Source organism: Xanthomonas sp. NCPPB 3200, from assembly GCF_056393585.1.
The window spans coordinates 2,115,825-2,129,412 of record NZ_CM150785.1; the positions used below are offsets into that span (position 1 = coordinate 2,115,825).

The 13,588-nt window shown below is 59.0% G+C and carries 7 protein-coding genes; 3 read left to right on the forward strand and 4 right to left on the reverse strand.

Going from position 1 to position 13,588, the window contains the following annotated elements:
• Nucleotides 1–129: 129 nt before the first annotated feature.
• Both AC06DU_RS09390 and AC06DU_RS09395 read left to right on the forward strand, forming a co-directional pair.
• Nucleotides 130–4,668, forward strand: coding sequence for a DUF6531 domain-containing protein (locus AC06DU_RS09390; RefSeq protein WP_478204398.1), 4,539 nt, complete (start codon nt 130–132; stop codon nt 4,666–4,668).
• Nucleotides 4,668–5,093, forward strand: coding sequence for a hypothetical protein (locus AC06DU_RS09395; protein ID WP_478204213.1), 426 nt, complete (start codon nt 4,668–4,670; stop codon nt 5,091–5,093). Before AC06DU_RS09390 ends, AC06DU_RS09395 begins: the two co-directional genes overlap by 1 nt.
• Before the next feature lie 484 nt (nt 5,094–5,577).
• Here AC06DU_RS09395 and pgaD read toward each other — a convergent pair whose 3' ends face one another.
• The 4 genes from pgaD to AC06DU_RS09415 are packed head-to-tail and all read right to left on the reverse strand — an operon-like array spanning nt 5,578 to nt 11,116.
• Nucleotides 5,578–6,024, reverse strand: coding sequence for a poly-beta-1,6-N-acetyl-D-glucosamine biosynthesis protein PgaD (gene pgaD / locus AC06DU_RS09400; RefSeq protein WP_478204215.1), 447 nt, complete (start codon nt 6,022–6,024; stop codon nt 5,578–5,580).
• Nucleotides 6,021–7,274: a poly-beta-1,6-N-acetyl-D-glucosamine synthase gene (gene pgaC / locus AC06DU_RS09405; protein ID WP_039527593.1), complete on the reverse strand. Its 1,254-nt coding sequence runs from the start codon at nt 7,272–7,274 to the stop codon at nt 6,021–6,023. Before pgaC ends, pgaD begins: the two co-directional genes overlap by 4 nt.
• A gap of 3 nt (nt 7,275–7,277) precedes the next feature.
• Nucleotides 7,278–9,176: a poly-beta-1,6-N-acetyl-D-glucosamine N-deacetylase PgaB gene (gene pgaB, locus AC06DU_RS09410; protein WP_478204217.1), complete on the reverse strand. Its 1,899-nt coding sequence runs from the start codon at nt 9,174–9,176 to the stop codon at nt 7,278–7,280.
• Nucleotides 9,158–11,116 (reverse strand): tetratricopeptide repeat protein, encoded by a 1,959-nt coding sequence (locus AC06DU_RS09415; protein ID WP_478204400.1) that lies wholly within the window; start codon nt 11,114–11,116, stop codon nt 9,158–9,160. The genes pgaB and AC06DU_RS09415 overlap by 19 nt, the downstream gene beginning before the upstream one ends.
• A gap of 746 nt (nt 11,117–11,862) precedes the next feature.
• Here AC06DU_RS09415 and AC06DU_RS09420 point away from each other — a divergent pair.
• The gene (locus tag AC06DU_RS09420; protein WP_478204219.1) at nt 11,863–13,563 is read left to right on the forward strand and encodes a ShlB/FhaC/HecB family hemolysin secretion/activation protein; all 1,701 of its coding nucleotides are present in this window, start codon (nt 11,863–11,865) and stop codon (nt 13,561–13,563) included.
• The last annotated feature ends 25 nt before the right edge of the window (nt 13,564–13,588 follow it).

The following is a 13,588-nucleotide window of genomic DNA, read 5'->3' on the forward strand; positions in this document are numbered from 1 at the left end:
GCCTTGACGCGCGCCAAGCGGGTCAGTAGGCTGCGTACATAGTATCGTCAAATTTTTGACATCTATCCTAGCTAGTATCAAGTACTCGATAAACTAAAATTTAATCACAAGGAGAGTGATGTGAATATCATGCCATCGGAAGGTATTAAGGCTTTCCGCCTGTTCGTTCTAATGCTAGTAGGTTTGTTATCGGTAACGTCATTTGACGTGATAGCTGCGTCTTACTACGGCGCGCCGTATTACGTCAATTCGATCTATGGAAGTCGTTCATTTGGTTCGGCGAGCGCGGGCGCCGAGTGGCTGGTTGGGCAAATGACCAAAGGTTGCATGTCGAAACCTCAGGGTTGTTCATCTTGGCCAGTTGTCAAATATAGCGCAACCACAACGGGCGCGTTTGTGATGTGGCCCAATGACCCAGCCGGACTGGGCTATTTCGTGGAAGCGACAAAGTATGCCGTCGGCTCGCCAAAGAAGAATCTTGGCAGCTGCAGCATGCCCTGTAGCGGCGGTCTCGGCGCTGGCAGGGACGGAACTGGCCCACGCGGTAGCCGTGATAGTGCTGCCGTGGCGAACAAGCCTGGATCAGTTTTTGAAGGCGATCCAATCAATACCGCGACAGGGAATTTTTATCGTCAAGATACAGACTACGATAACCCGAGTGGTCTTGTGTTTCGTCGATTTTACAACAGCTCGTTGTCGGTTTCCTCGACCTCAATGGGGCAGCAGTGGCGCCATTTCTTTGATCGGAGTCTGGAGATTCAGCGCTCCACGAGCGCGGTAACTGACACGCAGGCGATCAATGCATATCGTCCAGATGGAAGCTCAGTGACGTTCCAGCTGACTAACGGAGTATGGAAGGCTAGTGCTGATTACTCAGAGACGCTTGTCGAACGGCCCGACGGAGCAGGCTTCGCATTGGCGATTTCAGCGACGCAGCAGACAGAGATTTATGATGCAAAGGGTCTCTTGCAGGAGGTCTACGATAAGGCAGGTCAGAGGGTGTATTTACTGACCTATAGTCTACCTGATGCTACAGGTATGGGCGGCGGAATTCTTTTGAGTGTGGCCGATAGAAGCGGCCGGCAAATGCTCTTTGATTACGATAGTGCGTCAAGATTGGCTGGAGTAACGCTACCTGATAAAGGCAGGATGTTTTACTCATATGACGCAAATGGGTACCTTGCTTCGGTGAAATACCCCGATGGAAAATCGATCGGCTATCTTTACAATGAGAGCAGCTTTACGGCGGGGAATAAGCTTCCTGGCGTGCTGACTGGCGTAATTGATGAAAAAGGTGTTAGGTATGAAACGATCACATATCAATCATCGAGAAAAGCAACCTCTGCATCATTTGCTGGTGGAGTTGACACTACGAAAATTGATTACGATGCATATTCTACTAATGGAATAGTCAATTCTTCTGTGATTGGCCCCTTAGGTGTGCGTAGCTACTTGAAGTTTGTTGATGCTGCGACTGGCGCAATACGCTTTGCAAGCTCTGGTTTGCCTTGCGGCACGCAATGCAATCAACCGTACAAGGCCATTACATACGATGCGAATGGTTACATCGCGTCTACGATGGATTTTCAGGGTAACAAAACACAGACCAGCTTCGATACCAATGGTTTGCTTCAGCAGCAGATTGATGCGGTAGGCTCTGCGCAACAGAGAACTATAAATACTGTCTGGGACACGGCTATCCGTGAACCGCTTGAACGAACTGTTCTTGACGCTACTAATGCAATCAAAGCGAAATCGAAATGGACTTACAACGTCAGCGGTTTGCAGACCGCCAGCTGCGAGATCAACACCGCTGTGACGACAGCTGTTTCCTACGTGTGTGGAAGCGCGGCAAATGCACCTGCTGGCGTCCGTCAGTGGCGCACAAGCTACTGTGAAAAAGTCGACGCAGTCAATTGTCCGCAGGTCGGTTTGGTTCTCTCGGTAGACGGGCCTCGTACAGATGTGAGCGATGTCAAGGCGTACCGCTATTTCAGCTCTAGTGATGAATCTGGATGTGGCACGGTAGGCGGGCAATGCCACCGGGTTGGTGACATCTTTCAAATCACAGATGCGTTAGGGCATGTCACCACATATGCGTCATATGACAGCAATGGGAGGCCGGCACGAGTTCTCGATTCGAATGGGGTCACGACTGACTTTAGCTATTCGCCTCGCGGATGGCTGACGTCCAAGATCACCAGATCCGATGCCAGTGGCGGTGCTTCTGCCCAGGATCGTGTAACGATGATCAAGTATGACGAGACAGGCAACGTCAGTCAGGTTATCGGGCCTGATGGCGACGTAGTGACGTATGACTATGATGCGGCGCACCGTTTGACAGACATAACTGACGGTGCTGGTAATAGTTTGCATTATTCGCTGGATGTTGCAGGAAATCGGCTGAAGGAAGATGTCAAAGATCCGTCCGGCAATGTCAAAAAAACTCTAACTCGCATTTACAACAAGCTAGGGCAATTGCAGACACAGGCGGATGCGTCTGCTAATCCGACTGATTTTTCGTATGATCTCAACGGTGATCTAAATTTAGTGACTGATGCGCTGGGGCGCAAGGCACAGCTGGATCCGGACCCTCTGCGTCGTGTCGCACATACGCTTCAAGATGTGGGCGGGCTGGCGGTGGAGACAACGCAGCAATTGGATGCGCTGGACCGCGTTACCGCCGTAGTCGATCCCAAGGGTCTGACTACTCGTTACGATTACAACAGCCTCGGCGACCTCAGCAAGCTGACTAGTCCGGATACCGGCGCAACGACCTACAGCTACGATGCTGCCGGTAACCGTACACTCGAAGCGACTGCCCGCGGGGTCAAAATCAGTTCAAGCTACGACGCGTTGGGACGATTGACCAAGCTGAGCTATCCGACTAGCGCTTTCAACATTACTTATACCTACGATTCCGCGCCCGCCAGTTGCCAGGCAGGAGAGACCTTTGCAATAGGCCGCCTTGCTTCTATCAAGGACAGCAGCGGGACGACAGACTATTGCTACAACGGCTTCGGTGAGCTTGTGCGTAAGTTGCAGACCACCAATGGCAAGGCCTTGGCGTTGCGCTATGCCTACACCGCAGCCGGTCGCCTGACCAGCGCGGTCTATCCCGATGGCGCCAAGGTGGACTATGTCCGCAACAGGCTGGGGCAGGTTACAGAAGTGGGCTATACGCCCGCGGCAGGTACCCGCCAGATCCTGTTGAAGAACATCAGCTATCTGCCGCTTGGCCCGATCGCAGGCTGGACCTATGGCAATGGCCGCGTACTGACACGCGCCTATGATCAGGACTATCGCCCGAAAGCAATTCAGGACACGAGCGCCGGAGGTCTGGATGTCGGTTTTGGTTTCGACCCGGTCGGCAATCTGTCCAAACTGACCCCGGCCGGCGGCACTGTTGCGGATGTCACGCTGGGCTATGACCCGCTTGGCCGGTTGACCGAGTTCAAAGACGGCGTGACCGGCACGGTGCTGGATGGCTACACCTACGACAAAACAGGTAACCGTCAGAGCAGTAAATCGGCAGCCGGCGAAGTCGCTTACACCTATGAGGTAAACAGTCATCGCCTGACCAAAGTAGGTGCGACACCACGTGTCTACAATGCAGTAGGCGATACCACTTCGATCAACGGAACCGAGCGCGAATTCGTTTACGACGTGACCGGCCGCATGAGCCAAGCCAAGCGCAATGGCGTAGTGGTACGCGAGTACCGTTACAACGGCAAGGGCGAGCAGATCCGTCGCTTCCTAGGCACTGCAAATACTTACACGCTCTATGACGAGTCCGGCCACTGGATGGGTGATTACGACAATGCCGGCAAGCCACTGCAGCAAGCGATCTGGCTGGATGACATGCCGGTGGGAGTCACCGGTACAGATGCCAAGCTGGCCTATATCGAGCCTGATCACTTGGGTAGCCCGCGTGTGGTGGTTGATCCAGCGCGTAATGTGGCCATGTGGGCCTGGAATTTGAAGGGAGAGGCGTTTGGGAATACCGCGCCGAATCAAGATCCTGATCAAGATGGTGCAGGTTTCGTGTTGGATATGCGGTTTCCAGGGCAGCGCTACGATGCAATGAGTGGGCTAAATCAGAACTATTTTCGGGACCTTGATGTTGCCGCCGGGCGATATATTCAGAGCGATCCGATTGGGTTAAATAGCGGATTTTCTACATATTCATACATCGAAGGCGATCCCCTCTTTTCTAAAGATCCACTTGGTCTGGAAAAGTGGGTTTGGATTTCCCCTATTCGAGATCCGGTCATTTATTCGGGAGCTAGGGCTGATGAAGACAGGCCTGGCATCTTGACAATTTATGCGCATGGAGGTCCGAATGCAGTGAACGGTCCATCCTTCTTTAATAAGTATGGCCTTGCATTCAGTGCTGATCAGGTTGCTGATATTATCGAGGATAGTTCTTGGAACCGTAAGGATGTTGTTTGGTTGAAATCTTGCAACACGGGTAAAGATCCCAATGGGTTTGCTCAACAGTTAGCTAATCGGCTTGGCGTGACCGTTTATGCGCCAAATGCCCAAGTTTGGTTTAATAAGCAAGGAGTTATTGGTCCGATGCCAAGGGTGGGTGGAGTAGGAAAAGCTGATTATTCAAACCCTGGGCAATACACTCCATTTCGCCCAATGCCTCAAGTTGGGAAATAATGAAAAAAAACATTTATTTATTTCTGATGATCTTGTTAGCCGCTTGCGGTACTAAAAGTCCAAGTGATGCTTTTATTGTTTCAGATTCAAAATTAGAACGTCTGACTAGGCAAGCTGATTCTGGTGATCTGGCAGCAGTAAAATTTCTTATAGCGCATTATGATGCTACTTCGGGAAATGAAGAGGCCAGTGAAAAGTGGAGGGCTAAGGCAAGGTTGCTTGGAGATGCGGATGAGTTATATTATTATTCAGCAAGGCTATCTGCGGAGGCTAGGAGGAGTAATGATAATAAAGAAAGGCGTGCAATGTTATTAGAATCGCTTAAAGCAGCAAGGCATTCATATGCAATTCGCCCTAACGAATCTGCTAAAAAATTAATTGATGAGGCAAGTCAATCTCTTGATTATTTGGAGAGGGCTGATTAGGGAGGGGCTGTTGGTCAGCTGAACATGTTAGTTAGGATGATGTGGTGATTAAATTTCACTCCTGACTGTATGAGTCATCCTAGCCTTCTAGCTTTTGCAGTTTGATATGGTTTTAAGTGAAATCGAATTTTTAGGTAATGGGATGAGAATTGGCTTGGCTAATTACGGGGTCTGTTCGAGATTGAGATATTTATAGTTGTGACGTTGGTTTTTCAATTGGAGCTGATGCTGGCTTTTATCGAAGCGATCATCGTAAAAAGATGGTGCGAGTATGGCTATTCATCTATTTCTGAGGTAACAAGTTATCAGAGCATTTTTCAGGTAACTGGCGATGCAGAAATGTTGGTATAGGATTAACTGCAGCGGGGCTGGATAAAGTGACGAAGTCATCAAATTTCTAGTGGTTGTAGAGGAGTAAAGCGGTTTGCTGTTTGCAGCAGACATAAAAGGCTTTGAAGCAAACGCTGCGCTACCGTCATCCAGCCTACCGATGCCTAACCACTCGCACTCCCACCGGCCTTGCAAACTTGTCCATCGCCACCGAGGAGATGCGGCTATGGCGCAGCAGGCTGCCGAGTTGCTCGGGGACGCCCAGGCGTTGATCGACTTCCGGTTCGAGCACGGTGCGGCGGCGTTTGCGTTGATCGGCCTTGGCGAAGCGGATGCGGTTGTACTCGGCCCAGCCGACGGTGGTGATGGCGCTCATCAGGGCGATTACCGGCAGGGCGCCCAGTGCGAACGGATCCAGCGCGTTGTGCTTGAGATACAGCTCCGTGTAGGCGCTGCGCAGGCCGAAAAACCAGGCGATCAGCGTTGCCAGCGGTGCCCACAGATAGAAGTAGACCATCCAGGCGCCGGCGGTGGCGGCGCCGTAGGCGAGTCGGCGCGAGCGGCCGAGGCGTTGCGGCAGGTTGATGATGGGCGGTGTCATTGGATTCCTCGGTCGGGGCTTTTCCAGCGGGCGCGTTTGCTGCGGCGCGCGAGCAGGGCACGGGGGAAGGCGATGACGGCAGTGAGCATGCCGATCATCCAGAAGGCGACCGGATACCAGATCACCCAGAAGAACTGGCGCGCCAGGCCTTTTTCGTAGCGGCGTTCGATCACCAGGCTGGTGGCGAACTGCATCAGGCACACCACCGCCAGCACCAGGCCATGCCAACGCGGCAGGATGGTGTCGACGTACAGGGCAGGCGGCAGCGGGATGACCTTGCCGAGCAGCCACAGCACGATGATGAAGAGCATCGTGTAGGCCCAGGCCAGGCTGAGCGCGTATTCCAGCAGCACGCCCCACATGCGTCGGCTGCGCCAGGACAGCACGCGGCGGCCATGGCTCAGCAGCACTTCCACACCACCGCGCGCCCAGCGCAGGCGCTGCATCCACAGGCCGCGGAAGGTCTCCGGCATCAGGATCCAGCACAGCGCGTTGGGTTCGTAGCGGATGTCCCAGTCGTCGAGCTGCAGGCGCCAGGAGATGTCGATGTCTTCGGTGACCATGTTGTCGGACCAGAAGCCGACGTGATGCAGCGCCGACCGCCGGAACGCGCAGATCACGCCCGACACGGTGAACAGCCGCCCGTAAACACGCTGCGCACGCTTGATCAAACCGACGATGGCGGAAAATTCGCCCACCTGCATGCGGCCCATCAGCGTGGTGCGGTTACGCACCCGGGGATTGCCGGTGACACCGCCGACGCGCGGGCCGGAGATCAGGTGGCCGACCATCCAGCGGGTGGCGTTCGGGTCCAGGATGGCGTCGGCATCCACGCACACCAGATAGTCCGAGCGCGACGCCAGCGTGCCGACGCGCAGCGCGTTGGCCTTGCCGTGATTCTGCTCCAGATGGACCACGCGCAGGCGCGGATGCTGGTGGGTGAGATCGTCGAGCGCTTGGGCGGTGTCGTCGCTGCTGCCATCGTTGATGGCGATGATCTCGAAGTCCGGGTAGTTCTGCGCACTCATCGCGGCGATGGTTTCGCCGACATGCTTGGCCTCGTTGTAGCAGGGCACGAGCAACGACACGAACGGCTCGCTGGCCAACGGTGGCGGCGACGAGGGACCCGGTGTGCCGCGTTCGCGTCGCAGGTAGTAGTACGTGCCTCCGATCATCCAGAAGAACGCCATGATGATGGGATAGAAAAACGCGAAGTTGAACAGGGCGCCCAACAGGAGGCTGGTCGTCATCGGCTACCGCTCGATATATGGGAATTGCCGAGCCGACATGGCCTCGCGCGCTTCGGGAAGAGACGGGTGGCCGCCGATGAAGTCGTCGGGGTAGTACGCCAGGTGGCGCACGCCCGCAGCCAGAAGCAACTTGCTGTGTTCGAGCAGCACGCCCTCCGGCAAGGGCTTGCCGGTGCGCCAATCCACGGTCTGCAGTTCGAAAATGGTGTTCTCGAAACCATGCGGCTGCTGGCCGACCCGCTGCGCCAGCTGCTGCAACCACTGCTGTGGGTCGTTGGCTTGCTCCATGTACGGCATCGCCATCAGCGCGGTGTAGTCGTAGGCCGAAGCAAATGCGTCCAGGCGCTGCGCGAACCAGGCCTCGCTATGCGGCTGCAGCACTGGCTGCGCGAACAGGTTGCGCACGGTCACCAGCTTGGGGCGCCAGCGTTCGGCGGCTGCTTTCAGCTCCTGGGTGAAGCCGATCAGCTGCTGCGTGCGCGTGGCAGGATCGCCATTGCCGTAGGCAGGCACTTCGTCGTCGCGCAGATAGGCATCGTCGTGGAACAGCAGGCCTTCGAAGTAGGTGTTGGCGGCCAGGTCTTCGTAGATGTCGGCGACCAGCTGATGCGTGCGCGGATTGCCCGGATCCAGGCGCGGCACATCCTTCGGGTCCTTGCCGCGAATCTGCAGCGCCGCCTGCTGCTGCGCGTCGGGCAGATGGAAGCCCAGCACCGGCAACCAGGCGAACACGCGCACGCCGGCACGGGTGCGCAGCTGCCAGGCCACACGCCCGAACAGATCCGCGCGCATCGGCAGATGCCGGTTGGGGAAGTACAGCGCATCGGCTGCGCCATCGCCATCCGGGTCGGCGAAGGCCTGCAGGAACACATGGCTGGGGCCGATGTCCTTGACGCGCTGGACCAGGATGTCGAGATTGCGTGCCAGCTGCGCCGGGTCCGGGTCGTAGACGTAATCCAGATCGATCTGGATCGCACGCAGGCCATCGCGCGACAGATCGCGTCGCAGTTCGCCGGCCAGGTCGCGCACATCGGGGTTGTTGAACAACAACAGGCGGCCGAGACTGGCCAGCGATTGCCCGTCTACGCGGTCGCGGCCCTGTTGGCCGATATCGGCTTCGTGCGAACGGCCTTCCAGGTCAAAGCTGAGCGTCATGCCCAGTTGCGCGGCAATGGCGTTGCTGGCGCGGTTGTAGGCGGCATACGGCCACACCATGGCGCGCGGCGGTTTACCCAGATGCGCCACGATGGCGTCGCGGCTATGGCGCAGATCGGTCTGGATGCGCTGGCGATAATCCGCTTCGCTCTCATAGCCCTTGCCTGCCTCCCAACGACGGGTGACCGCTGCCGGGGTCTGATTGCCAAATGGATTGCCGGGGATACCTTTGTGTAGATCATCGCTGTGCGAGCCGATTTCGATCAGGCCGCTGTCCTGCATTTCGCGCAGTTGCGCCCAGGTGACGAAATCATCGTGGGTGAAATCGCGATGGCCGTAGGGCACTATCTGGTCGGCCGGCAATTCGACCCAGCTGGTGACCGGTGCGACCAGCGCGGGATAGCCATAAGCCTGCAGTAATGGGAACACACGCGTGTAGACGCTGCGCAAGCCGTCGTCGAAGGTCAGCAACACCGGCCTGGAGGGCAGGGCGCGCCTGCCGGCACGTGCATCCAGGACCTGCTGCACGCTCACTGGGTGGTAGGCGTGCGAACGCAGCCAGTCCAGATGCGCGGCGAAGTTGCTGGTGGACACTGCATAACGATCGGGATCGCCCTTGGCGGCGACGTCGTCGCGAACATCGTGGTAGCTGAGCACCAGCAGGCCCGCCTGCGCCGACGACGCGAATGTCATCAGCAGCAAGGCGACCAGCAACAGCGGCAGGCGGATCAAGGCGTACCTCCCCATCGGAAATCCAGGTCGAATCCAAGTTGTTGTTCGCGCTGGCCGTCGTAGACCGGGCGAGACCAGCTCAGGCCGTAGCTCAGCGCACTGCCGTCGCCCAGCGACCACAGGTGCCGGTAGGCCGCACTGGGCACCCACTGGCTGCCGAAGCCGGACTGATAGGTCGGCCCGACGGTGACCTCCAGCCGCTGCCGGAAGGCGTAGTCGTAGCGACGCCAGCCGATCTGATCGATGCGCACGCCAGCGGCCACCGCAGAGTTGCGGCGCGGATTGAAGTAATTGACGGCGCGGTCGTCTTCGGCGCGTCCGGCCGAAGCGGTGAACAGGCCATCGAGCAGCACGTGCGGGCTGGCCCACAGGCGCTGGCTGCCGGACAGATCCAGCTGATCGCGCCGATTGCCGTCGCTGTAGCGCAGCTGGCGTGCCTGCAGTTCCCAACGGCTTTCGTCGTTGGGTGTCCAGCGCAGGGCGGCGCCGATGCTGTCGCCAGTGATGCCGAAACGGCGTGCCTGCAATGAGGCGTCCGGATCGCGTGTGCGCCAGGCCAGGCTGCCGTACCAGGCATCGGAAAACCGCCAGCCGGCATCCAGCGCCCAGGCGGTGCCATCGCGATCGAATTCGTCGAGCGCGCGTCCGCCGTAGGCGCTGACATCCAGGCGGTCGTAGCGGTAGTGCGTGCCCAGCCAGAAGCTGCGGTAACGCACGCGCGTGTCCTGGAAATCGGCCCAATCGTCGCGTGCACGCAATCCCACGCGCCAGCGCTCGCCGAGCAGCGGCGATTCGGCTTCCAGCAGCGTGCTGCCGAAGTCGTTGCCGAGCGGCGAGGTGCTGTTGGTCAGGGTGTCGTTGTCGCTGCGGGCGCGCGCATGGCTGAGATGTACCTGCCAGCCGCGTTGGCGTTCCAGCGAGGCGCCAAGCCGCTGCAGGCCGGCGTCATCCGGATATTCCTTGCGCAGCGGCGCAAAGGTCGCTGCGGCCAGATCCAGGCGATCCAGATCGCGCTGCGCTTCGACCACGCCACTGCGCGCCTGTTTCTGGTGCGGATCCAGCGTCAAGGCCATCGCATTGCGTTGCAACGCGGCGCTCGGGTGCCCGCGACGGAATTCGATCGAGGCCAGTGCCGCCTGCAGCTCTGCATTGTCGGGGCCGATGGCCACACGTTCGCGCAACAGGGCGTCTGCGTCGCGATTGTGGTTGGCCGCCGAGCGTGCGGTGGCTAGGGCGATGTCTGCGCTGAAGCGATCCCAATTTTCATAACCGCTGCTGGCACCGTTGCGGCGCGGCCACGGCGCCTGCATGGCCGCGAGTCTTTCAAACAGCGGCATCGCCAGGTCGAAGCGTTCCTGCTCGAGCAAGGCATAGCCCAGCAACAGCTGCGTATTGAAGTCGTCGGGATTGTGCTGCAGGGCCTGCCGGAGCACGGCTTCGGCCTCGGCCGGGCGACGCAGGCCCATCAGCGAATCGCCGACCGTCGGCAGCACATAGGCGGGAACCTCAATACCTTCTGCTTTCAACGCCTGATAGTTGGCCACGACGTCGCGATGGCGCTGCCGCTGGTTGAGCGCGACCAGGCTGTCGACGCGCAGCCGCGTGGCTTCCCACGTCAGCGTCGGCGGTGATTCGCGTTCGATGCGGGCGACATTGACCAGGGCCTGATCGGTCTCGGCATAGCGGTGCGCCGCATCGATGGGCTCGGCGCTGGCCCAGCCGATCATGCGGGCGACACGATCGTTTTCGATGCGCTCGCGCTCCTGCTGCGAAAACCAGTCCGGATGCCGCCACATGGCCTCTGCCGCGAGCTGTGCGCTGCCGAGGTCGCTTAGCGTGATCGCACGCATGGTGTAGGCGCCACGGTCCCGCGGGTTCGCACGCAGTACGCGCTCGTAGATGGCCAAGGCATCCGCATGGCGCTGCTGGCCGCGCAATTGCTCAGCCTGCTGCATGGGAGTGAGGGCGGTGGAGGCGTCAGTCACCCCGTTCGGCCGCACTTCACCACCGTGCGCCTGGGGCACACCTGCGGCGATCAAAGCGAGGCTGAGCAGAGGAGTGAGTGCGCCCGTGCGGTCAGGACGGCCGCGACGCACGTGGTTGCGAAAGCTGGGGGAAAAGGCAGTGCATTAGCGGTCCAGGCGTATGACGATTGGCGATACTGCGTATGCCCCTGTAAAGCCTACGTCATCACGAATTTAACGCGATCTTCATCTGATCAGTCCGCTTTAGATGTGACTTGAGTCACGAAAAATGCCTTAAGGCAATCTTCCTGCCTAATTAATTGCCTTAAAGCGGCGCCACGAAGACCTGAAGATTGACCAGACCGGCATCACTCAACTACGCCGCTGATTTGCCACGCTGGTCGCAGTTAGATATGCATTAACGGTAATTACTCTGTTGTCTACGATGGCGGCACGTTGCCGGATGTTTCAAGTTTGGGAGCAACGGACTTCGGTAGTGAGCGCGTGGGCCGAGATATCTTCGCCCGCTTTTTAAGTGATTTACGTCACAAAAGTGAAAGGGTCGGGTTTTTCTTACAGGGTGGCCCCTACATAGCGCGTTGACCAGTTCTTAACGTTCCATCACAGTTGCGCCGCGTTCGTTGTGCTGAAGGTTGCGTCGCCGTCTTGGTGGCCGGGCATGGCGGTGTGAGCGACGGGGCGCCCAAGCGCGGCCCGCCGGACAGGGGGCAGGACAAATGTGGATGCGTTCGGCGCCAATGGCGCTGGCGGCTTGCCTATGGGCTGTCGCCGGGCTGGCGGCTGCACAACAAACAGCACCGACAACGCTGGATCGCCAGGAGCAATTGCGCCAGGCCGAGGAGATTCAGCGGCGTCAGGAACAGGAGCGACAAGCACCCTTCGCCGGCCCGCGCGAGGATGCCGAGCGCGTGGATGCGCGCAGCACCGTGCTGCCAAAGGAGGAACTATGTTTCCCGATCGCCCGCGTGCGCCTGGCCGGTGCAGGGAACGACGGTGCACGCTTTGCTTGGTTGTGGACCTCGCTGCGTCGTTATGAGGGCCGCTGCATCGGTCGCGCGGGTATCGACATCATCCGCCGTCGCGCCCTGGACCAACTGGTCGCGCGCGGTCTGGTCACCACCCGCATCGGCGTGCCCGAACAGGATCTTTCGCGCGGCGAACTGCGTTTCGAACTGATGCCCGGCCGCTTGCGTGCGGTGCGCGTGGTTACCGACACCGGCGGCGAACATTGGAAGAGCGCGCTGCCGCTACGGCATGGCGACCTGCTGGACCTGCGTGCGATCGAGCAGGCGGTGGAGCAGTTCAAGCGACTGCCATCGCAGGACGCCAAGATCGACATCGCGCCGGGCGAGGCACCGGGCGAATCGGATCTGGTCATCACCTTGCAGCATGGTCGGCGCTGGCGCGGCGTGGCCAATGCCGACGATTCTGGCGTGGAAGCCACCGGGCGCGTGCAGAGCGGGCTGGATTTTTCGCTGGACAACCCGCTGGGGCTCAACGATCTGCTCAGCGTCGGCTACAGCCATGACCTGGCCACGCGCGACGAAGAGCGCGGCACGCGCGGCAATAGTCTCAGTTACAGCCTGCCATGGGGCTGGTGGACGTTTGCGTTGTCGGCCTCGTCGTACCGCTACCACCAGCGCGTGGACGGATTTTTGCAGACCTTCCAGTCCAGCGGCGAATCCAGCAACGCGCAGCTGGATATCCAGCGCGTATTGCATCGCAACGGCACCAGCAAGACCTCGGCCGGTGTCACGGTTGGCCGGCGGCGTGCGCGCAGTTATCTGGATGGCGTGGAGATCGGCATCCAGCGTCGCGATACCAGCAGCGCGGAGTTCTACGTCACCCATCGCCGCTATCTGGGGACGATGCAGTTGGACGTGCGTATCGCGCATCGGCGTGGCACGCCGTGGTTCAACAGCCAGTGGACCGGTTACGACCCGCAGATCGGCTTCCCGACATTCCGTTATGGCGTGACCACGCTGGACGTGAGCACCGCCATGCCGTTCAAGCTGGGACCGGTGCCGATGGCGTGGGAAAGCAGCCTGCGTGCGCAAACCGCAGGCGAGCTGTTGCTTGGCTCGGAGTTCGTCACCATCGGGGGCCGCTACAGCGTGCGTGGCTTCGATGGCGAAGCGACCTTGGGCGCGGAAAAAGGCGCGTATTGGCGCAACACCTTGAGTTTTCCGATCCAGCAGATCGGGCTGACACCGTACCTGGGCCTGGATGCCGGTCGCATTGATGGCACCAGTGCCAGCGGCCTGCGCGGCCGCAGTCTGGTGGGCGGCGCGGTGGGTCTGCGCGGGGGCTGGTTCGGTGCCAGCATCGATGCGTTTGCCGGCTGGGCGATCCATCGCCCGGATGGGTTTGGAAGTGCGCAGCCGGCGTATGGCGCGCGTGTGATCTACCAGTTCTGACATGGATCGCGCCGCCAGCCGGCAG